This is a genomic window from Mesorhizobium sp. 2RAF21 (assembly GCF_052115345.1).
GTDB lineage: Bacteria > Pseudomonadota > Alphaproteobacteria > Rhizobiales > Rhizobiaceae > Mesorhizobium > Mesorhizobium terrae.
The window spans coordinates 103,110-122,855 of sequence record NZ_JBFRGM010000005.1 but is presented as its reverse complement, the minus strand read 5'-3'; the positions used below and the strand labels follow the sequence as shown (position 1 = coordinate 122,855).

The 19,746-nt window shown below is 63.2% G+C and carries 20 protein-coding genes and 1 tRNA gene; 6 read left to right on the top strand and 15 right to left on the bottom strand.

From position 1 onward, the window contains the following. Positions 1 to 16 precede the first annotated feature (16 nt). Positions 17 to 93 (top strand) — tRNA-Asp (locus AB4136_RS09810). A gap of 334 nt (positions 94 to 427) precedes the next feature. Here the strand turns inward: AB4136_RS09810 and hupB are convergent. From hupB to clpP, 4 genes are all read right to left on the bottom strand, one after another. Next, positions 428 to 700, bottom strand: coding sequence for a DNA-binding protein HupB (gene hupB, locus AB4136_RS09805; protein ID WP_024923828.1), 273 nt, complete (start codon positions 698 to 700; stop codon positions 428 to 430). A 195-nt stretch (positions 701 to 895) separates the two neighbouring features. Continuing rightward, on the bottom strand, positions 896 to 3,304 hold the full coding sequence (lon, locus tag AB4136_RS09800) for an endopeptidase La (protein WP_137900412.1): 2,409 nt from the start codon (positions 3,302 to 3,304) through the stop codon (positions 896 to 898). Positions 3,305 to 3,574: 270 nt separating this feature from the next. Beyond that, positions 3,575 to 4,849, bottom strand: a complete 1,275-nt coding sequence (clpX, locus tag AB4136_RS09795) for an ATP-dependent Clp protease ATP-binding subunit ClpX (RefSeq protein ID WP_024923830.1) — start codon at positions 4,847 to 4,849, stop codon at positions 3,575 to 3,577. A gap of 302 nt (positions 4,850 to 5,151) precedes the next feature. Next, the gene (clpP, locus tag AB4136_RS09790) at positions 5,152 to 5,781 is read right to left on the bottom strand and encodes an ATP-dependent Clp endopeptidase proteolytic subunit ClpP (RefSeq protein ID WP_024923831.1); all 630 of its coding nucleotides are present in this window, start codon (positions 5,779 to 5,781) and stop codon (positions 5,152 to 5,154) included. A 241-nt stretch (positions 5,782 to 6,022) separates the two neighbouring features. On the opposite strand from clpP, the gene AB4136_RS09785 reads away from it, so the two are divergent. Then, positions 6,023 to 6,613, top strand: a complete 591-nt coding sequence (locus AB4136_RS09785; protein WP_024923832.1) for a hypothetical protein — start codon at positions 6,023 to 6,025, stop codon at positions 6,611 to 6,613. Positions 6,614 to 6,763: 150 nt separating this feature from the next. On the opposite strand, the gene AB4136_RS09780 is transcribed toward AB4136_RS09785, so the two are convergent. The 5 genes from AB4136_RS09780 to AB4136_RS09760 all read right to left on the bottom strand — a co-directional run bounded on the left by AB4136_RS09780 (position 6,764) and on the right by AB4136_RS09760 (position 10,431). Continuing rightward, a complete protein-coding gene (locus tag AB4136_RS09780; RefSeq protein WP_024923833.1) occupies positions 6,764 to 7,525 on the bottom strand; it encodes an ABC transporter permease in 762 nt (253 codons plus the stop codon). Positions 7,526 to 7,534: 9 nt separating this feature from the next. Continuing rightward, on the bottom strand, positions 7,535 to 8,344 hold the full coding sequence (locus AB4136_RS09775) for an ABC transporter ATP-binding protein (RefSeq protein WP_024923834.1): 810 nt from the start codon (positions 8,342 to 8,344) through the stop codon (positions 7,535 to 7,537). After that, a complete protein-coding gene (locus tag AB4136_RS09770) occupies positions 8,341 to 8,718 on the bottom strand; it encodes a DUF1048 domain-containing protein (RefSeq protein ID WP_024923835.1) in 378 nt (125 codons plus the stop codon). Before AB4136_RS09770 ends, AB4136_RS09775 begins: the two co-directional genes overlap by 4 nt. A gap of 2 nt (positions 8,719 to 8,720) precedes the next feature. After that, positions 8,721 to 9,050 (bottom strand): PadR family transcriptional regulator, encoded by a 330-nt coding sequence (locus AB4136_RS09765; RefSeq protein WP_024923836.1) that lies wholly within the window; start codon positions 9,048 to 9,050, stop codon positions 8,721 to 8,723. Between the two features lie 277 nt (positions 9,051 to 9,327). Next, on the bottom strand, positions 9,328 to 10,431 hold the full coding sequence (locus AB4136_RS09760; protein WP_024923837.1) for an NAD(P)/FAD-dependent oxidoreductase: 1,104 nt from the start codon (positions 10,429 to 10,431) through the stop codon (positions 9,328 to 9,330). 59 nt (positions 10,432 to 10,490) lie between these two features. On the opposite strand from AB4136_RS09760, the gene AB4136_RS09755 reads away from it, so the two are divergent. Then, the gene (locus AB4136_RS09755; RefSeq protein ID WP_024923838.1) at positions 10,491 to 10,829 is read left to right on the top strand and encodes a barstar family protein; all 339 of its coding nucleotides are present in this window, start codon (positions 10,491 to 10,493) and stop codon (positions 10,827 to 10,829) included. A 10-nt stretch (positions 10,830 to 10,839) separates the two neighbouring features. Then, positions 10,840 to 12,087: a cytochrome P450 gene (locus tag AB4136_RS09750; RefSeq protein WP_024923839.1), complete on the top strand. Its 1,248-nt coding sequence runs from the start codon at positions 10,840 to 10,842 to the stop codon at positions 12,085 to 12,087. A gap of 55 nt (positions 12,088 to 12,142) precedes the next feature. Here the strand turns inward: AB4136_RS09750 and AB4136_RS09745 are convergent, their stop codons facing one another. Then, positions 12,143 to 13,018 (bottom strand): metallophosphoesterase, encoded by an 876-nt coding sequence (locus tag AB4136_RS09745; protein WP_051504864.1) that lies wholly within the window; start codon positions 13,016 to 13,018, stop codon positions 12,143 to 12,145. Positions 13,019 to 13,310: 292 nt separating this feature from the next. Between AB4136_RS09745 and AB4136_RS09740 the strand changes: the two genes are divergently transcribed. Both AB4136_RS09740 and AB4136_RS09735 read left to right on the top strand, forming a co-directional pair. Further along, complete coding sequence (locus tag AB4136_RS09740; RefSeq protein ID WP_024923841.1) at positions 13,311 to 14,123, top strand: methyltransferase domain-containing protein; 813 nt, start codon at positions 13,311 to 13,313, stop codon at positions 14,121 to 14,123. Positions 14,124 to 14,436: 313 nt separating this feature from the next. Beyond that, a complete protein-coding gene (locus AB4136_RS09735) occupies positions 14,437 to 15,492 on the top strand; it encodes a DMT family transporter (protein ID WP_171020921.1) in 1,056 nt (351 codons plus the stop codon). 104 nt (positions 15,493 to 15,596) lie between these two features. Here the strand turns inward: AB4136_RS09735 and AB4136_RS09730 are convergent, their stop codons facing one another. The 5 genes from AB4136_RS09730 to AB4136_RS09710 all read right to left on the bottom strand — a co-directional run bounded on the left by AB4136_RS09730 (position 15,597) and on the right by AB4136_RS09710 (position 19,578). Next, positions 15,597 to 15,947: a cupin domain-containing protein gene (locus AB4136_RS09730; RefSeq protein ID WP_024923843.1), complete on the bottom strand. Its 351-nt coding sequence runs from the start codon at positions 15,945 to 15,947 to the stop codon at positions 15,597 to 15,599. 44 nt (positions 15,948 to 15,991) lie between these two features. Continuing rightward, the gene (locus AB4136_RS09725) at positions 15,992 to 17,275 is read right to left on the bottom strand and encodes an O-acetylhomoserine aminocarboxypropyltransferase (protein WP_137900410.1); all 1,284 of its coding nucleotides are present in this window, start codon (positions 17,273 to 17,275) and stop codon (positions 15,992 to 15,994) included. Between the two features lie 146 nt (positions 17,276 to 17,421). Next, positions 17,422 to 17,943 carry a CoA-binding protein gene (locus tag AB4136_RS09720; protein ID WP_024923845.1) on the bottom strand — a complete coding sequence of 174 codons (522 nt, stop codon included), beginning with the start codon at positions 17,941 to 17,943 and terminating at the stop codon, positions 17,422 to 17,424. Beyond that, on the bottom strand, positions 17,940 to 18,704 hold the full coding sequence (locus AB4136_RS09715; RefSeq protein WP_024923846.1) for a GNAT family N-acetyltransferase: 765 nt from the start codon (positions 18,702 to 18,704) through the stop codon (positions 17,940 to 17,942). Before AB4136_RS09715 ends, AB4136_RS09720 begins: the two co-directional genes overlap by 4 nt. Before the next feature lie 55 nt (positions 18,705 to 18,759). Continuing rightward, positions 18,760 to 19,578: an enoyl-CoA hydratase gene (locus AB4136_RS09710; protein ID WP_024923847.1), complete on the bottom strand. Its 819-nt coding sequence runs from the start codon at positions 19,576 to 19,578 to the stop codon at positions 18,760 to 18,762. Between the last annotated feature and the right edge of the window lie 168 nt (positions 19,579 to 19,746).

Here is a 19,746-nt window from a genome sequence, read left to right as displayed (position 1 = left end):
CGAATTCGTCCAGTGCGCGGGTGTAGCTCAGTCGGTTAGAGTGCCGGCCTGTCACGCCGGAGGTCGCGGGTTCGAGCCCCGTCACTCGCGCCATTTTCTCTCCTCCAAGCCATTGTTTGCAAGGAACGAGGCAACGCGGCCGCGTAAGCGGTTTTGCAGCCACGCTGCCGACCTGCGAGCCAGTTGCGCGATATCGATCTTCCGATGCGCGTTGCAAGGGCGCGACAGCGATGGCGATCGATCCAGTTCCCATACAGTCCCGGCAGGCGCTTGCGCGCGCCCTTCCCCGCCTTCGCATCGCTCACGACCGCGGCGCGTCCAAAGCCATTGCCAAGCCTTTTGGCGACAGTGCGCCGGCGCACCAACCAGGCAACAAAAAAGCCGGGCTCAAGGCCCGGCTTTTCGCAGTTCTGAACAATAGGACGTCTTAGTTGACGGCGTCCTTCAGGCCCTTGCCAGCCGTGAACTTCGGCACCGTACGCGCCGGAATCTTCACTTCAGCACCGGTCTGGGGGTTGCGGCCGGTCGAGGCAGCGCGCTTCGAGACCGAGAAATTGCCGAAGCCGACCAGACGGACATCGCCACCATTCTTCAACTCGCCGGTGATTACGGAGAACACCGCATCCACCGCCGACTGCGCGTCACCCTTAGAGATCTTCGCGGCATCGGCGACAGCGGACACCAGTTCGTTCTTGTTCATAAAAATTCCCTTCCATGAGAAAACCGGAACTTGCGACTCATCCGGCAGGGATTGGACTTTAGAAAGAAGCGTTCCCACAACCAAGCCGCAAGACCGACAAAAAGACGAAAAAAGCCCGGAAAACCGGGCTTTTTCACAAGAAAGCCGGGCTCAAAGGCCCGGCTTTCCGTTTGTGCGTCGCACTCTTGGCCGCTGTTAATGAGCCAGCGACTTTCCGGCATCGTCGGCATCGGTGCTCGCCGGCGTGTTGACGGGCTCGACCCATTCGATCGGTTCCGGCATCCTGACCAGCGCGTGCCGCAGCACTTCACCCACTCTGCTGACCGGAATGATCTCCATTCCGTTCTTCACATTGTCCGGAATCTCCGCCAGATCCTTGGCGTTCTCTTCCGGGATCAGCACCTTCTTGATGCCGCCGCGCAGTGCCGCCAGCAGCTTCTCCTTGAGGCCGCCAATCGGCAAAATGCGTCCACGCAGCGTGATCTCGCCGGTCATCGCCACATCGGCCCGGACCGGGATACCGGTCAGGATCGACACAATGGCGGTGGCCATGGCAGCACCGGCCGACGGACCGTCCTTCGGCGTGGCACCCTCGGGCAGATGCACGTGGATGTCGCGCTTGTCGAACAGCGGCGGCTCGACGCCGAAATCGAGCGCCCGCGAGCGGACATAGGATGCCGCCGCAGAGATCGATTCCTTCATCACGTCGCGCAGGTTGCCGGTCACCGTCATGCGGCCCTTGCCGGGCATCATGACGCCTTCCACCGTCAACAGCTCGCCGCCGACCTCGGTCCAGGCCAGGCCGGTGACGACACCGACCTGATCGTCGGATTCGGCACGGCCGAAGCGGTAGCGCTCGACGCCGAGATAATCAGCCAAGTTGGCGGCGGTGATCTTCACCGACTTCTTCTTGGTCTTCAGGATCTCGGTCACCGCCTTGCGGCCAAGCTTCATCAGCTCGCGCTCAAGGCTGCGCACGCCCGCTTCACGGGTGTAGGTCTGGATCACGGCACGGATGGCGTCCTCGGAAACCGAGAACTCCTTCGGCTGCAGGGCGTGGTCGCGCACCACCTTCGGCATCAGGTGCCGCTTGGCGATCTCGACCTTCTCGTCCTCGGTGTAGCCGGCGATGCGGATGATCTCCATGCGGTCCATCAAGGGCGCAGGGATGTTCAACGTGTTCGCCGTCGTCACGAACATCACGCTCGAAAGGTCGTATTCGACCTCCAGATAGTGGTCCATGAACGTTGCGTTCTGTTCCGGATCGAGCACCTCGAGCAGCGCCGACGACGGATCGCCACGGAAGTCCTGGCCCATCTTGTCGATCTCGTCGAGCAGGAAGAGCGGGTTGGACTTCTTCGCCTTCTTCATCGACTGGATGACCTTGCCGGGCATCGAGCCGATATAGGTGCGGCGGTGACCGCGGATCTCGGCTTCGTCACGCACGCCGCCGAGCGCCATGCGGATGAACTCGCGACCGGTCGCCTTGGCGATCGACTTGCCGAGCGAGGTCTTGCCGACGCCGGGAGGGCCGACGAGGCACAGGATCGGCCCCTTCAGCTTCTTCTGGCGGCTCTGCACGGCCAGATACTCGACGATGCGGTCCTTGACCTTGTCGAGGCCGAAATGGTCGGTGTCGAGCACTTCCTGGGCGAAGCTCAAATCCTGCTTCACCTTGGAGTTCTTGCCCCACGGGATCGACAGCAGCCAGTCCAGATAATTGCGCACGACGGTGGACTCTGCCGACATCGGCGACATGGTCCTGAGCTTCTTCAACTCGGCTTCCGCCTTCTCGCGGGCCTCCTTGGTCAGCTTCGTCTTCTTGATGCGCGCCTCGATCTCGGCGGCCTCGTCGCGGCCGTCCTCGCCTTCGCCGAGCTCCTTCTGGATCGCCTTCATCTGCTCGTTGAGGTAGTACTCGCGCTGCGTCTTCTCCATCTGGCGTTTTACACGCGAGCGGATGCGCTTCTCCACCTGCAGGACGGAGATTTCGGCTTCCATGAAGCCCATCGCCTTCTCCAGCCGTTCCTTGACGGACAGCGTGGCGAGCATTTCCTGCTTCTCGGGGATCTTGATGGCGAGATGCGAGGCAACCGTGTCGGCGAGCTTGGAATAGTCGTCGATCTGGCTGGCCGCGCCGACCACCTCGGGCGAGATCTTCTTGTTCAGCTTGACGTAGTTCTCGAAGTCCGAAACCACGGAACGCGCCAGTGCCTCGACCTCGACCTCTTCCTCCTCGGGCTCGGCCAGAACGCTGGCCTTGGCCTCGTGGTAGTCGGTGCGGTCGGTGAACGAGACGATCTTGGCACGCGCCACGCCCTCCACCAGCACCTTCACGGTGCCGTCGGGGAGTTTCAGGAGCTGCAAGACGTTGGCGAGCGTACCGATGTCGTAGATCGCATCGGCTTCGGGATCGTCGTCGGCGGCATTCATCTGGGTGGCAAGCAGGATCTGCTTTTCCTGGCCCATCACCTCTTCCAGCGCCTTGATCGATTTTTCACGCCCGACGAAGAGCGGAACGATCATATGTGGGAACACCACAATGTCGCGCAGTGGAAGAACCGCAAAGGCGCCGTCGCCGGGAGCCTTGGATATTTTGGCCATTGTCCAACCTTTCCTTCGCGACCGCCCTTAGCCAATCGCGAATCTCATATTAACGACCGCGGGTCATTCCGCCTACCACCGATTGTGACGGGAGTTTTGCAGCACAGAATTCGGCCCTTGGCCTTCGGTGATTAAGTGGATGCGGCGCCGGCAAAGATCAAGGTCCGCCGGCACCTGCCTTTAGTGCTAGGCATGGCCTTTCGCCAAGCCCGCATCCAGGAAACGAAAACGGCGCCTTTCGGCGCCGTTCCAACCCTGGAGGAAGGCACGTCAGGCGCTGACGTTGCCCTTCTTTTCCTTCTGTTCGGAATAGATGTAGAGCGGCCGGGCGTTGCCCGAGACGACCTCTTCCGAAATCACGACTTCGCGAACGCCTTCCAGCGCCGGCAGCTCGAACATGGTGTCGAGCAGGATCGCTTCCATGATGGAGCGCAGGCCGCGCGCGCCGGTCTTGCGCTCGATGGCGCGCTTGGCGATAGCCGACAGTGCGTTCTCGTGGAAGGTCAGGTCCACATTCTCCATCTCGAACAGCCGCTGATACTGCTTGACCAGCGCGTTCTTCGGCTCGGTCAGGATCTGTATCAGAGCAGGTTCATCGAGGTCCTCAAGCGTCGCCAGAACCGGCAGACGGCCGACGAATTCCGGGATCAGGCCGAATTTCAGCAGATCCTCGGGCTCGACCTGGCGGAACAGATCACCGGTGCGGCGATCTTCCGGCGAGGCAACCGTCGCGCCGAAGCCGATCGAAGTCTTGCGGCCGCGGTCGGAGATGATCTTGTCCAGGCCGGCGAAGGCGCCGCCGCAGATGAACAGGATATTGGCGGTGTCGACCTGCAGGAACTCCTGCTGCGGGTGCTTGCGGCCGCCCTGCGGCGGCACGGAAGCAACGGTGCCTTCCATGATCTTCAGAAGCGCCTGCTGCACGCCCTCGCCCGACACGTCGCGGGTGATCGAGGGGTTGTCCGACTTGCGCGAAATCTTGTCGATTTCGTCGATGTAGACGATGCCGCGCTGGGCGCGCTCGACATTGTAGTCGGCCGACTGCAGCAGCTTCAGGATGATGTTTTCGACGTCCTCGCCGACATAACCGGCTTCGGTGAGCGTCGTGGCGTCGGCCATGGTGAAGGGCACGTCGATGATGCGGGCCAGCGTTTGGGCGAGCAGCGTCTTGCCGCAGCCGGTCGGGCCGATCAAAAGGATGTTCGACTTCGCCAGTTCGACGTCGTTGTTCTTGCCGGCATGCGCCAGGCGCTTGTAGTGATTGTGGACCGCCACCGACAGCACGCGCTTGGCGTAGGGCTGGCCGATGACGTAGTCGTCCAGAACCTTGAGGATTTCCTGCGGTGTCGGCACGCCTTCGCGCGACTTCACCATCGAGGTCTTGTTCTCCTCGCGGATGATGTCCATGCACAGTTCGACGCATTCGTCGCAGATGAACACCGTCGGGCCGGCGATCAGCTTGCGCACTTCGTGCTGGCTCTTGCCGCAGAAGGAGCAATAGAGGGTGTTCTTGGAATCACCGCCGCTGTTGCTGACCTTACTCATCGTCCCAGTCCTTTCATGGGCACCCGCCGATGCTTTGGCGTATGGCACACCTAATTATCTATCGCGGGATTCCGCGCCGGCCAGTGGTCTGGCTCCTGCAACGCATTCCGTACGAAACACAAATCAGAAAACGTGGCAATGATTCCTGCAACCCCGCTGAAAGCTAAGCCGCCGAAAATCAACATAGCCTTAACGTAGGCAATCGCCGCAGTCGAGGAAACAGCCAATTGTGGCCGAAATGCCGCAAACCACACCAAAAGCGTGGTCTGCGGCCAGCAACTGCCATTTTAACGTCTTCGGTTTCAGGCTGCGGAAGCCTCGACCGGATCGCGGCTTTCGATGACCTTGTCGATGAGGCCGAAATCCCGGGCTTCGTCGGCGGTCATGAAATGATCGCGGTCGAGCGTCTTCTCGATCGTCTCGTAGTCCTTGCCGGTGTGCTTGACGTAGACCTCGTTGAGGCGGCGCTTCAGCTTGATGATGTCCTGGGCGTGGCGCTCGATATCGGAGGCCTGGCCCTGGAAGCCGCCGGAAGGCTGGTGAACCATGATCCGGGCGTTCGGCGTGGCGAAACGCATGTCCTTGTGGCCGGCGCACAGAAGCAGCGAGCCCATCGAGGCCGCCTGGCCGATGCACAGCGTCGATACCGCCGGCTTGATGAACTGCATGGTGTCGTAGATGGCCATGCCGGAAGTCACCACGCCGCCCGGCGAGTTGATGTAGAGGTTGATCTCTTTCTTCGGGTTCTCGGCTTCGAGGAACAGAAGCTGCGCGCACACCAGCGTCGCCATGCCGTCTTCGACCGGGCCGGTGATGAAGATGATGCGCTCCTTCAGGAGCCGCGAGAAGATGTCGTAGGCCCGCTCGCCGCGATTGGTCTGCTCGACCACCATCGGAACGAGGTTCATGTAGGTTTCGAGTGGGCTCTTCATAAATGGTCCCTTGCCTGGATGGGATTTCCGCGGCGGACGCGCGGAATCGATGCTGACTGTCGTGTCCGTAAATAGGATGCCGCCTCACCTTAGCGCAAGACCGGTCGGCCTAGCCATCCGGCCAGCGCATTTTCGCGGGCGGCGCCGGCGTTAACGAATTTTAAAGAATTCGCTTTTCCGGCCTTCGCCTTTCGCTAAAGTTGCAGCGAGCGGCGTCAGTACGCGTAAAAAGGGGTGGCATATGTTGAAGAAGCAGCTTTCGCTGGCCGTGTCCGCACTGATCGTGCTCGGTACCGCCTCCGAAACCGTGGCCGGCGGCCGCGCGATCGAGTGCTACGAGCCGTACAGGACGCAGCCGGTCTACGACACTGTCTACGGCGAGGTCCAGGTCAGCCCCGGCTACAGCCGCGTGGTGCGGACGCCCGCCATCTATGGAACCCGCCAGCGCGAAGTGATGATCCGCCCCGCGCGCGTCACCTACGAAGTGGTGCCGGCCGTGGTTGAGACCCGCTACCGCACCGTCCAGGTCTCCGACGGCGGTTATGGCTGGGAATGGCGCGTCATCAACGGCCGCCGGGTGCTGTGCAAGGTCCAATACAAGCCGCGCTACGAGCAAGTGGCCGAAAGGGTCGTCGTCCAGCCGGAGGCCCGCCGCCGCGTCGTCATCCCCGCCGAATATGGCTACCAGACCGAACAGGTGGTGGTGCAGGAGGAAACCCAGCGCGTGCTGGAAGTGCCGCCGACCTACCAGCGCGTCGCGCGCAGGGTGATGGTCTCCGAAGGCGAGGCCGGCTGGCGCCGGGTGCACATTCGCAACCACTGCCAGTACTGAGCGGTTTTGTCATAGAGATGGAAGAGCCGGGTCGCTGACCCGGCTTTTTTCCGTTGGCGGCTTTCGTCCTGGCGGTCGCAGGTCTTGCAGGAAGATCTTCGCAGGCGGGAGCATCATTCAATGTCCGCGCCGCCCCAATACTACCCGCGACTACGCGATCTTGCGGCGATAGGTGGCCATGGCGAAAGCGTAGGCGACGACGAGGATGCCGATACACCAGGCTAGTGCAACCCAGATGTCGGCGCCGACCGGTTGCCCGGCGAACAGGCCGCGAATGGCGTTGACGATAGCCGTCACCGGCTGGTTCTCGGCGAAGGCGCGCACCGGGCCGGGCATCGTGTGTGTCGGCACGAAGGCCGAACTCAGCATCGGCAGGAAGATGAGTGGGTAGGAAAACCCGGTGGCGCCGTCGATGGATTTTGCCGAGAGACCGGCGATCACCGCGACCCAGGTCAGCGCCAGGGTGAACAGGATCAGGATGCCGGCGACGCCAAGCCATGCCGCTACGCCCGCTCCCGAGCGGAAACCCATGATGAGAGCGACCAGTAGGACGACGCCAAGCGAGATCAGATTGGCGACCAGCGAGGTCAGCACATGCGCCCACAGCACCGACGAACGGGCGATCGGCATCGACTGGAACCGCTCGAAGATGCCGCTTTTCATGTCCACGAAGAGCCGAAACGCGGTGTAGGCGATGCCCGAGGCGATAGTGATGAGCAGGATGCCGGGCAACTGGTAGTTCACATAGGAAGCCGCCCCGGTATTGATGGCGCCGCCGAAGACGTAGACGAACAACAGCATGAAGGCGACCGGCATGATCGTGGTCGTGATGATGGTGTCGGGGCTGCGGGCGATGTGGCGTAGCGAGCGTCCCAAGAGGACGGCAGTATCGCCGAAAAAGTGCGTGGTCATCGTCGTTCCTCAGTTATCCCTGCGGCTGTTGGCCGCCGCGTTGTCATTGCCGGCGGCATCGTCGTTGCCGATAACGGCAAGGAAGACCTCCTCCAGCGTCGGCTGTTTCTCGACATATTCGATCGTGGTGGCCGGCAGCAGCTGCTTGAGCTCGGCCAGCGTGCCGTTCACGATGATCCGGCCCTTGTGCAGGATGGCGATGCGGTCGGCGAGCTGTTCGGCCTCATCCAGATACTGCGTCGTCAAAAGCACCGTTGTGCCCTGCGATGCGAGTTCCCTGACCGCCTGCCACACTTCGAGGCGCGCCTGCGGATCGAGCCCGGTCGTCGGCTCGTCGAGGAAGATCACCGGCGGGTTGCCGATGAGGCTCATGGCGATGTCGAGGCGCCGGCGCATGCCGCCGGAATAGGTCGACACTTTGCGCGCCGCCGCCTCGGTCAGCGAAAAACGCTGGAGCAGGTCGTCGGCGACCTTGTCCGGATCGTCGAGGTGCCGCAGCCGGGCGACCAGGATGAGGTTCTCGCGCCCGCTGAGGATTTCATCGACGGCCGCGAACTGGCCGGTGAGACTGACGGTCTCCCGCACGCTCTGCGCCTGCGTGGCGACATCGAAGCCGTTGACGCTGCCCGCGCCGGCGTCGGCCTTGATAAGCGTGGACAGTATCTTGACCACCGTGGTCTTGCCTGCCCCGTTCGAGCCGAGCAGGGCAAAGATGCTGCCCCGCGCCACGTCGAAGTCGACGCCGCGCAGCACATGCAGTGCCTCGTACGACTTCTCCAGGCCCCGCACGCGGATCGCCTGTGCCTGATGAGCCATCATTGAACAGCCCCTTCCGGTTTTCCAGCAACGCGATCGATGGTGTCGATCAGCCGCTTCCGCTCCTTGTTGATCCAGCGGCCATCCGCGTAATTCTCGAGAAACGTCTCGACGAATTCCACCGGGTCTTCGCCGACGATCGCGCGGATCGGGGTTCCGATCGCGGCACTTTGCTCGAAGAGATCGATGAGATCCTCCGTCATCTTCACCAGCACATCCCCTTTCGTAATCCCGCCGAAATACATCAGGTACCGGTCGATCGCCTCGACCGCCTCGCGGTAATTGGCGGGAAGCTGTTGCGTGCGCGCCTTGTATTGGCGGTATCGCTTCTTTTCTTCGAGCGACCCCGCGATCAGTTCGAGCCATCCTTTGGCCATGTCTATTTCCTTTCCGTGTTGAGCTGTTCGAGCCGTTCGGTGAGGAAGCCCCAGGTCCTCCAGAATTCGTCGAGATAGTCCCGCCCCTGCGCGTTGAGGGTGTAGACCTTGCGTGGCGGGCCCTTCTCCGAGGGGACCTTTTCCACATCGACGAGGCCGCGCTGCTCGATCCTGACGAGCAGCGCGTAGACGGTGCCTTCGGCGATGTCGGTGAAACCCTGCTCGCGCAGCCGCGCCGTGATCTCGTAGCCATACGCGGCCTGCATCGACAGGATCGCGAGAACGATACCCTCCAGCGTGCCCTTGAGCATTTCCGTCATCTGCTTGCCCATGCGCCTCTTTCCTACCTACTAAGCGTTACTGACTACTGGTACTTAGTGTCAATGAATAGCAATGTCAACGGGACAAAATTCGTCCGCGGGGCGGCGCGTGGTCAGGCCGGCCGCCAACGGGTTGCGCCATGGCTGGCGCAGCGACCGCACGGCCGGCGCATGCGGCTGCGCGCCGCCCCCAGAGGACCAGCGTTCACAGATTCGATTTCAGGATTTGGGTTGGCGGTGCCGCGCAGGCGCCGCCTACGCGGCGATCGACACGCCCCCGGCGTGCACGTTACGCCAATTCGGCGCGCAGCCAGCGCTTGAGCCCGGCAATGTCGCCGTCGTCAACCGACCGCGCCACCCGCCGCCCGACGGCGGCGCCGAATTTGTAGCCGTGGCCGGAACAGGGCGAGACGATCAGGCAATGGCCCTTTTCGCGGGCCAGGAACTTTTCATCGGCGGTGAAGGTGTAGGCGCAGGTCACCACCTCGGTGACGCGATACTCGTCGATGCGGGCGATGGGCGGCGAAAACAGGTCGCGGATCTGCTCGCCCTCTCCCGGCACCGGCACGCGGTTCCAGTCGGCGTCGCTCGTCGGCACCTTGTGCAGGCCGGAGCCGAACTTCATGCCGGTGCCGCGTGTCGGCGGGATCATGTAGCCGTCGGTCTTGCCGCCGATATCGAGGATGACCGGAGCGGCCTCCCAGGCGGCCTTCAGGTCCGCCGGCGGATCGACATAAGCGAGCGCGGTGCGATAGGTCTTGAGTTCGGTGCCGAGCTCGGGAAACAGTTTCAGCACCCAGGCGCCGGCGGTGACCACCACCCGGCCGGCATGCAGGGTTTCGCCACTGGCAAGCGTGACCCGGCCGGCCTCGGCATCGACCGCCGTCACCTTGCAGTTCTCGCGCACGTCGGCGCCATGGGAGCGCAGCCACCGGGCCAGCCCCGCCGCGATCCTGCGGCAATGCAGTGCGCCGCCGTCCGGCGAGAAATAGGCGTAGCGGAAGGTGCCGGCCTCAAGGAACGGCCAGCGCTTGACCGCGGCCGCCGGGTCCATGAGCTCGATCGGCCAGCCGCCCGCCTCCATGCCTTCCCGGTATTCCTCGGCCTCGTCGCCCGGCTCGCGCGACACACACAGGAAACCGCGCTGGTCGAGATGGTTCTCGCCAAGATCGCTCCACAACTCCTCCCACACCGCATAGGCCTCGCTGATCAGCTGGCCATAGCCGGTGCCGGCACGATAGGCGCGGCGGATGATGCGGTGATGATCGCCGGAGGCGGCGAGCGGATTGGGGATCGGCCCCTGCTCCAGAATGGTTACGCCGTAGCCCGCCTTGATCAGCGACCAGGCCGTGGAGAGACCGGCAATACCGGCGCCGACGACGATGACATTCATGTTGGCACGTGCCCCCTTGTGCGGGAAAGTCTGATCATTTCGCCACTCAGGAGCATGTCTTGCAACATCGCCTCGTCCGCGTCGACTGTTCGCAGATCAATGACACCGCCGATCTGCATGATCGTTTCGCGCAAACCTTTGGCTTTCCGGCTTTTTACGGCCGCAATTGGGATGCCTGGATCGATTGCATGTCGCATCTGGACGAACCCGGCGCTGGCCTTTCCGCCATCCATGTGGAAGAAGGCGGCATCGTCGTCATTCATTTGAGCGAGGCCGAGGCGCTGAAACGCCGACGGCCGGATTTGCTCGCGGCACTCTGCGAAAGTGCGGCCTTCGTGAACTGGCGACGCATCGAGGCGGGTGCCGCCGCCATCCTGAGCCTTTCCTTCGCAGCCTGAGACCCGACATATGCCGAGCAAGCCAGCCTATCTCTCCTTCGACCCCGCCACCCGGCATCTGAGCCTCGACCCGCATGAGCCGGCCTTCGTGCAGAACCCCTATGCGGCCTATGCCTGGCTGCATGCCGAGAGCCCGGCCTTTTTCTGGAAGGAATTCGGCTTCTGGTGCCTGGGCGGCTACGACACGGTGAACGGCCTGCTGCGCGACCGCCGCTTCGGCCGGCAGAACCCGGCCGGCATTCCCGACAGTCGCGGCCTCGACCAGGACCGCAGCCACCTCACAGACTTCGACGCCATCGAGGCGAACTCGATGCTGGAGCTGGAACCGCCGGTACACACCAGGCTGCGCACGCTGGTCAACCGCGCCTTCGTCTCGCGCCAGGTGGAGCGGCTGCGGCCACGCGTCGAGGTACTCGCCAACGAACTGATCGACCGTTTCGAGCCGGGCAAGCCGGTCGACCTTCTGCCTGCCTATGCCGCGCCGCTGCCGATCACCATCATCGCCGAAATGCTCGGCGTTCCGGTGGAGATGGGGCCGCAGTTGCTCGACTGGTCGCACGATATGGTGGCCATGTACATGCACGGCCGCACCCGCGAGACCGAGGACAGAGCCAACCGCGCCACGCGCGAATTTTCCGACTTCCTGCGCGGCTATGTCACCGAGCGGCGCAAGCAGCCGGGCGACGATCTTCTGTCGCTGCTGATCTCGGCGCAGGAGGACGGCCAGAAGCTGAGCGAGGACGAACTGGTCTCCTCGACGATCCTCCTGCTCAATGCCGGCCACGAGGCGACCGTGCACCAGACCGGCAATGCGGTGCGCTCGATCCTTTCCCAGGGCGGCGACCCGTCTCGCTTCTTCACCTCGCCCGAAGCGACCGCCGCCACGGTGGAGGAATGCCTGCGTTATGACGCGCCGCTGCACATGTTCACGCGCTACGCCTATCAGGAGATCGAGGTGGTGCCCGGTGTGACGGTGAAGCCCGGCGAGCAGGTCGGCCTGCTGCTTGGCATGGCCAATCGCGACCCGTCGGCCTTCGCGGAGCCCGACGCCTTCACTCCGGGGCGCGGCGACCAGAAGAACGTGTCCTTCGGCGCCGGCATCCATTTCTGCATCGGCGCGCCACTGGCGCGGCTGGAATTGCAGGTTTCGCTGAAGACGCTGTTCGAGCGCCTGCCGACGCTGAGCTTTGCCGAGAAGCCGCAGTTCCGCGACACCTATCACTTCCACGGGCTGGAAAAACTTTCGGTCCAGCGGTGAAAGAAAAACCCGACCCGCATGGCGCGGATCGGGTTTTGCCAGCGGATCAGACCGCTCAGATCTTGAGCGTGCGGCTCTGCTCGCGGCCGAGGCCACGAACCTCGATCTTGTCTGCATAGACTTCGACCACCGAATAGGCTGTTTCGGCCGGGGTATCGACCATGCCCTTGAAGTTGAGGAAATGCTTGCCCTTGACCTCGCCATAGTTGCCGGCGTGGTTGTGGCCGTTGAAATAGGCGACGAAATTGTCGAAGCCGGTCAGCAACTCCACGACCCGCTCCGAATCCCACATATTGTGTTCGTTCACCGGGAACACCGGGTAGTGGCCCATGACGATCACTTTTTCGCCGGCGAGCTGCGCCTTCTTCATCGTTTCGCCCAGCCAGGCGAACTGTGCATCGCCGAGCGAGCCGTTCCATGTCTGCGCGTTGACGGCGCCCTTGGCGGTCAACTCCTCCAGCCGCTTGGCGGCGATGTCGCGGCGCGGGTCGTCCTTCGGCGGTGCGAACAGGCTGACGTCGTTGCCGTCCAGCACGATGAAACGGTAACCGCCGCCGGTGAAGTCGTAATAGGCCTTCTCCATGCCGACGGTTCGGGTGACGGAGGTCAGATATTCGGCGGCGATATCGAAATCATGGTTGCCGAGCAGGAAGAAGTGCTCGTGCCTCAGCTTGTCGTAGAGCGGCAGGATATGGTTGTAGCTCTCCCAATGCCGGTCGATGATGTCGCCAAGCGTGGCGACGAACTGCAGGTCCTCCTTGTTGAAGGCCTCTATCGCCTCGGAAAGCTTCCACAGGCTGTTGGAATAATAGCGGTTGAGCTTCAGGTTCGGCACCACCGGCGCGTATTGCGGGTCGGCAACGATGCCGAAGCGGAAAAGCGGGCCGTTCTGCGCGGCGGCCTGGGAGACGGTGAAGCCCGCGAAGGGCATCAGCAGCGCGGTAGCAGCACCTGCCTGGAGGATGTTGCGGCGGGTCGGCATTGGAGCCTCCTTGCTTGTTGAAAAAACAGGCTGGGGCTACCGCGCGGCCATGACAGCGCGGTGACGGAGCCGCGCGAATTTCCCGAAACCGGCCTGACGGCGCAGTCCTCGGGCTGCTCCCCCACGTTCACAAGCGCTGCGCGAAGTTCCCTGCGCCAGCGTGGCGGTTCCGTGCTATCCTCGCCTTTTCGCAGGCATAGTTTCGCATCGCCGTACGTCTCGATGAGGGGGAGCGTGCACCATGCGGCAGGACAAATATCTGCTCGGCCGCGGCCCGGCCGAGGAAGCCAGGCTGAAACGGCAGATCGCCAATCTGGCGCCCGATTCCGATGCCCAGTTCGAGCGCATCGGCATCAGGCCGGGCGAATGCGTCATCGATCTCGGCTGCGGTCCGGGCGGCGTGCTACATCTGCTCGGCAAGCGGGTCGGCCCGACCGGACGGGTGCTCGGCCTCGAACGCAGCCCGCATTTCGTCGAGATGGCGCGGCGCTTCGTGGCCGACCATGCATTATCCCAAGTGGAAGTGCGCGAGGGCGACGCCTACGATACCGGGCTGGAACGCGGCTCCTTCGACGGCGCGCATATGCGGCTGGTGCTGGTCAACGTGCCGGAGCCACAGCGCATCGTGAACGAAATGGTGGCGCTGGTGCGGCCCGGCGGCTGGATCGCCAGTTTCGAGGCCGATTTCGTCGCCCATTTCTGCGACCCGCCGCTGCCGGCCTGGGATCGGCTGCTCAACGCCTACATCGCTTATTCGGCCGCGCAAGGCATCGACCTGTTCGTTGGCCGCCGCACGCACCGCCTGTTCCGCGAAGCTGGCGTCCGCGACATCCATGTCGACGCCGTCTACCATGTCTATCCGCCCGGTCACGATCGCCGACCGATGCTGCACCAATTCATCACCAATGTGCGCGACAGGATGGTCGACCAGGGTTTTGTCGCAAGCGACGATCTGGAAAACGACATGGCCGTGCTCGATGCCCATGTGGCCAATCCGGACGTGCTGGTGACCTCGCACACCTTCTTCAGGCTGTCCGGGCGGGTGCCGGGATAGGTGCAGCGATCGGCATCTCGACAAGTGCCGGCAAGTGGCTTGTGGCCTGCTCCGGCGCCAGCACGGCAATCGTCATCGCAGCCCCTCTGCTCCCAGCCTAGGCTGCACGGATCGCGCGACGGCGACCTCGATGTTCGCCCGCGGCGCGATGTGGTATAAGCAAAAGGCAATCAGCGACCAACGGATGTTCAAGGTCAGCTAACCGGTGAGCAGTCGTCCTCAGAGAAGGCCTTCCTACGATCGGTGCGACGACGACGCATAGTCGTCGGCATTCCCGCATCGCCGTCGTTTCAACCTTCTCATGAGGGCTACCATGCCATCACTGTCGCCACGCGTGGCGATCGTCGGAGCGTGCCTGTGCTGGGCGCTCGGGACGATCCTCAGCAAAACCCTGCTTTCCTCGTTTCCACCCGTCACCGTTCTTGTGTTCCAGCTTGCCCCGAGCGTCGTCGCCCTGTGGCTGGCGGTCGGCGCGACCGGCGCGCCGGTTCCGCCGCAACGGTTGCTGTTGCCGATCGCATTGCTCGGACTGCTCAATCCCGGCTGGGCCTATACGTTCAGCATGTTCGGCCTGACAAGCACGAGCGCCAGCGTGACGACGCTGCTGTGGGCGTTCGAGCCGATCCTGATCCTCGGTCTCGCCTGGACCTTTCTGAAGGAGCCGGTCGACCGCCAGCTCGCCATGCTGGTCGCGGCCGCCACCATCGGCGTGCTCCTGGTCAGCGGGCTGGTCGCCAGCGGCTCGACGCTTTCGACCGATATCGGCGTCGTCCTCATCCTTGCCGGTGTATGGTGCTGCGCGATCTACACGGTGCTGGCGCGCAACATCGACGCCGATCCGTTGTTTACCGTCGCCTTGCAACAGACGGTAGCTTTCGGCTGGATGCTGGCGATCTGGCCGATCGAACTGCGATCGGCGCAAATGCCACCCGTTGCGACAATCCCAATATCGGACATTGCTACGATCATCGTCTCCGGGCTGCTTTATTACGCCGCCGCCTATTGGCTCTATCTGCGGGCGTTGCGTTCAATGCCGGCAAGCATCGCCGGCAGCTTCTTCAACCTCATTCCGGTGTTCGGGATCATCGGAGCGTTTGTCTTGCTCGGCGAACGGCTGAGCCCGCCGCAGTGGTGCGGAGCAGTCATGATCGTCGGAGCGGCCATCATCGTGCTGCGGCGGAACTATGACGCGCCCGGCACGGAAGCGGATCGGCGCGACCCGCAACAAGAAAGACCGCTCTCAATGCTCGACGACCACCAACTCGACGATCTTGGCATAAGCCATGAACAGGCGGGCGAAATCGATGAGCAGGCAAGACATCGGCACGGACGGTGGGACACCTTCGCCTCAAGGTGGCGATCTCCATGACGACATGGCCGTTCTTGACGCCCATGTAGCCAATCCGGGCGGGCTGGTGAGGCCGCACACCTTCTTCAGGCTATCCGGGCGAGTGCCCGGATAGGCAGCGGCGATCAGAGCTTGATCACGTATTCCTTGCGAGTCGTTTCAAGCACTTCCCAGCTTCCCTTGAAGCCGGGTCTCAGAACGAAACTGTCGCCGGCACGCACGGTGCGCGCCTCGCCGCCCTCTTCCGCGATCACCGAGACGCCGGCGAGGATGTGGCAGAACTCCCACTCGTCATACACGATGCGCCATTTGCCGGGGGTCGATTCCCAGATGCCGGCGTAAAGGCCGCCATCGCGCTCCTCGGCATTCCAGGTGCGGAATTTCGGATCGCCCGAGACCAGCCGGTCGGGCGCCGGCGCACCATGTTCGGGCTCGACGCCGTCGACGGAAACGGAGAGGAATTTCGGCTCGGTCATGAAAAAGGCTCCGGTCTGATCCGGAGCCTTCTGTGCCATGCCAATCAGGCTTTGGCGAGCGCCTGTTCGAGATCGGCGATGATGTCCTCGATATTCTCGATGCCGACCGACAGGCGCACCGTGTCCGGGCCGGCGCCGGCCGCCACCTTCTGCTCGTCGGAGAGCTGGCGGTGTGTGGTCGAGGCGGGGTGGATGACCAGCGACTTGGTGTCGCCGATATTTGCGAGGTGCGAGAACAGTTCCAGCCCCTCGACGAACTTGACGCCGGAATCGTAGCCGCCCTTGAGGCCGAAGGTGAACGCGGCACCGGCGCCAAGCGGCGAATAGCGCTTCTGTAGGGCGTTGTTCTTGTCAGTCGGCAAGCCGGGATAAGACACCCAGGACACTTTCGGATGCTTTGACAGCCAGGCGGCGACGGCGGCGGCGTTGTCGCAATGGCGCTGCATTCTGAGCGGCAGCGTCTCCAGCCCGGTCAGGATCAGGAAGGCGTTGAAGGGCGAGATCGCCGGGCCGAAATCGCGCAGGCCAAGCACGCGGGTGGCGATGGCGAAGGCGAAATTGCCGAAGGTTTCGTGCAGCACCAGCCCGCCATATTCGGGGCGCGGCTCGGACAGCATCGGATATTTGCCGGACTTCGACCAGTCGAAGGTGCCGCCGTCGACGATGACGCCGCCGATCGAATTGCCGTGGCCGCCGATGAACTTGGTCAGCGAATGGACGACGATGTCGGCGCCGTGCTCGATCGGCCGCATCAAATAGGGCGTGGCCAGCGTGTTGTCGACGACGAGCGGAATGCCGTGCTTGCGGGCCAGCTCGCCGAGCGCCTCGATGTCGACGAATTCGCCGTTCGGGTTGGCCAGGCTCTCGGTGAAGATGAATTTGGTCTTCTCGTCGATCTGCTTTTCGAAGGTCGAGAGATCGTTGGTGTCGCCCCAGCGCACTTCCCAGCCGAAATTCTTGAAGGCATGGCCGAACTGGTTGATCGAACCGCCGTAAAGCCGGCGCGCGGCGACGAAATTCTCGCCCGACTTGAGCAAGGTATGCGCCACCAGCAACTGCGCGGCATGGCCGGACGCCACGGCAAGTGCGGCCGTGCCGCCTTCGAGTGCGGCGACGCGCTCCTCCAGCACCGCCTGCGTCGGGTTCATGATGCGGGTGTAGATGTTGCCGAACGCCTTCAGGCCGAACAGCGAGGCGGCGTGGTCGGCATCGTCGAAGACATAGGAGGTGGTCTGGTAGATCGGCGTGGCGCGGGCGCCGGTGGCCGGATCGGGTTTGGCGCCGGCGTGAACCGCGAGCGTGTTGAAACCGGGTGCGCGCTGGCTCATCGAAAACCTCCTGAAATAGCCCCTGAAAATCGCCGGGCATTCTTGGGCGAGCGGCGCGCTGAAAGCAAAGAAGATTTTGCCCCTGGACCGCTATTTTTCGAACAGCGGGCCAACGTTTCGACGCAACCGCGAAAAAACGTTCCGGATTACTTCTGGCGCACGCCGAAACTCTGGAACCCGGAACGCATGATCGGCCTTTTGGACGACAGCACGCCGGAATTGACGCCGGTCCAGCCGATCTCGCCGGACAGGCGGCCATATTCGATCTTGGGGCAGCGGTTCATCACCACCTTGATGCCGGCGGCTTCCGCCTTGGCGGCCGCCTCGTCGTGGCGCACGCCAAGCTGCATCCAGATCACCTTGGGCAGCGGGTCGAGCGCCAGCACCTCGTCGACGATGCCGGGCACCGCCGCAGGGGCGCGGAAAATGTCGACCATGTCGATCGGCTCGGGGATGTCGGCCAGCCTGGCATAGGTCAAACGGCCGAGGATTTCCTTGCCGGCATGGCCGGGATTGATCGGGAACACCGAAAAACCCTTGGCCAGCATGTATTTCAGCACGAACCAGCTCGGCCGCACGTCGTTGGCCGAGGCGCCGACCATGGCGATGGTCTTCACCGAATTCAGGATGCCGGCGATGTAGGCGTTGTCATAGGTATCGTGTTTCATGCTGCATCCGGTGCGAAGCGGTAGTGATAGCTGTAGAGTTCGGTGTTGAAGCCCAACGCCCGGTAAACCGCAAGAGCCGGATGGTTGTCGGCCACAACCTGCAGGCAGGCCTTGTCGGCGCCGGCGCCTTGCGCCCAGTTCATCAGCGCGCCGACCGTGCGCCTGGCGAGCCCCTTGCCGCGATGATCGGGATGAGTGGCGACCGATTCGACCACCAGCATGCCATGGCAGAGTACGCCATAGGCGATGGAGGCGGTGCGCCCGCCGGCGCGCGATGAAGCGAAGGCCTTGGGCAGGCCGATCGATGCCACCATGTCGCGGAAAATCAGCGGGTCCTTGGCCAGCCGGTCGCGCAGGTCGAACCAGCTTTCGGTCGGCTCCGTGGTCACGACAGTAGCCTCGGCATCCAGCGCGGATTGGCCGGCCAGCAAGGCAAGCAGCGTGCGCGTGCTGGCCTCGATGGTGTAGCCGCGCCGGTCGAGCTCGGTGGAAATCTCGCGGGTGAAATCGGTGAGGCGAAACACCGGCATTTGGCGAAAGCCGCGATAGAAGGTCTCGACGCGGTCGATCAGACCGGCATCGCAATGGCGCTCGCCGGCAAGCGGGTTGGCTGAATTAGTGCGCCGGATGCCGCCGCCCGAACGCCTGAGCAGCCAGCCGTCGGCAAGTTGCTCGACCGCCGCCGGCCATGCCTGCCGGCACGCCTCCTCGACATGCCAGACGGTGTTGGGCCGGATATCGAGGACGGGGCTGTTTTTCATGCGGGACAAGTCGCCAGGAGATGCGAAACGAACGACACGGCCACAGCCGGCCGCTTCACTCGCCCTTCCACTCCGGCTGCCGCTTGCCGATGAAGGCGCTGATGCCTTCTTCCGCATCGCGCGCCAGCATGTTGTCCACCATCACGCGGCCAGCATAGGCATAGGCGTCTGAAAGCCCCATTTCCGCCTGACGGTAGAAGGCTTCCTTGCCGGTTTGGATGGTCAAAGGCGATTTCGAAGCAATGGTTTGCGCGTATTTGGTCACGACCTGATTCAAGTATTCGCGCGGCACGATGCGGTTGACGAGACCGAAATCCTTGGCGGTGGTGGCATCGATGGTCTCGCCGGTTAAAAGCATTTCCATCGCCTGCTTGCGCGAGACGTTGCGCGACAGCGCCACCATCGGCGTCGAGCAGAACAGGCCGATGTTGACGCCCGGCGTGCAGAAGGTCGCCTCGTGCGAGGCTATCGCCAGGTCGCAGCTTGCGACCAGTTGCAGGCCGGCGGCGGTGGCCAACCCGTCGACCGCCGCGATCACGGGCTTCGGATGATGCACGATAGTCTGCATCAGCGCCGAGCAGGCGGCGAAGGTCTTTTCGAAAAACGCCCTGCCCCGGTCGGCTTCGCCGCGATGCGCGGTGAGTTCCTTGAGATCATGCCCGGCGCAGAACACCTTGCCCGAGGCGGCCAGGATGATGACACGCACGGAACGATCGTCGCGCAGCCGGTCGAGCTCGGCCTGCAGGGCGGCCATCACCGAAAGCGACAGCGCATTGGCCGGCGGGCTCGCCAGCGTCAGCCTTGCGATGCCATTGGCCTGTTCGGCAAACACGGGCCCGGCAGGCTCGGTCTTGATGGCGACGATTTCGGCCACGCGTGATCTCCGCAATTCATTCAGTCGGCGGCGACGGCCACCATGGAACAAAAGAACTAGCACGCTGCCGGTTGAAGGAAAGGCTTCCGCCGTGCTTTCTCACCCCTGCAAGATCATAACAGGCGCCGAATAGCCACCCATGCGCCACGACAGCAAACGGACCATGCC

Coding starts and splice junctions, on each gene's coding strand:
- AB4136_RS09785 (WP_024923832.1), top strand. CDS start 6,023: ATGTTGAAGAAGCAGCTTTCGCTGGCCGTGTCCGCACTGATCGTGCTC.
- AB4136_RS09730 (WP_024923843.1), bottom strand. CDS start 15,947: ATGACCGAGCCGAAATTCCTCTCCGTTTCCGTCGACGGCGTCGAGCCC.
- AB4136_RS09765 (WP_024923836.1), bottom strand. CDS start 9,050: ATGGGCAAGCAGATGACGGAAATGCTCAAGGGCACGCTGGAGGGTATC.
- AB4136_RS09780 (WP_024923833.1), bottom strand. CDS start 7,525: ATGACCACGCACTTTTTCGGCGATACTGCCGTCCTCTTGGGACGCTCG.
- AB4136_RS09745 (WP_051504864.1), bottom strand. CDS start 13,018: ATGCCCTTCGCGGGCTTCACCGTCTCCCAGGCCGCCGCGCAGAACGGC.
- AB4136_RS09760 (WP_024923837.1), bottom strand. CDS start 10,431: ATGAATGTCATCGTCGTCGGCGCCGGTATTGCCGGTCTCTCCACGGCC.
- AB4136_RS09715 (WP_024923846.1), bottom strand. CDS start 18,704: ATGAAAAACAGCCCCGTCCTCGATATCCGGCCCAACACCGTCTGGCAT.
- AB4136_RS09740 (WP_024923841.1), top strand. CDS start 13,311: ATGCGGCAGGACAAATATCTGCTCGGCCGCGGCCCGGCCGAGGAAGCC.
- clpX (WP_024923830.1), bottom strand. CDS start 4,849: ATGAGTAAGGTCAGCAACAGCGGCGGTGATTCCAAGAACACCCTCTAT.
- AB4136_RS09775 (WP_024923834.1), bottom strand. CDS start 8,344: ATGATGGCTCATCAGGCACAGGCGATCCGCGTGCGGGGCCTGGAGAAG.
- AB4136_RS09720 (WP_024923845.1), bottom strand. CDS start 17,943: ATGAAACACGATACCTATGACAACGCCTACATCGCCGGCATCCTGAAT.
- AB4136_RS09735 (WP_171020921.1), top strand. CDS start 14,437: ATGCCATCACTGTCGCCACGCGTGGCGATCGTCGGAGCGTGCCTGTGC.
- AB4136_RS09725 (WP_137900410.1), bottom strand. CDS start 17,275: ATGAGCCAGCGCGCACCCGGTTTCAACACGCTCGCGGTTCACGCCGGC.
- clpP (WP_024923831.1), bottom strand. CDS start 5,781: ATGAAGAGCCCACTCGAAACCTACATGAACCTCGTTCCGATGGTGGTC.
- AB4136_RS09770 (WP_024923835.1), bottom strand. CDS start 8,718: ATGGCCAAAGGATGGCTCGAACTGATCGCGGGGTCGCTCGAAGAAAAG.
- AB4136_RS09750 (WP_024923839.1), top strand. CDS start 10,840: ATGCCGAGCAAGCCAGCCTATCTCTCCTTCGACCCCGCCACCCGGCAT.
- lon (WP_137900412.1), bottom strand. CDS start 3,304: ATGGCCAAAATATCCAAGGCTCCCGGCGACGGCGCCTTTGCGGTTCTT.
- hupB (WP_024923828.1), bottom strand. CDS start 700: ATGAACAAGAACGAACTGGTGTCCGCTGTCGCCGATGCCGCGAAGATC.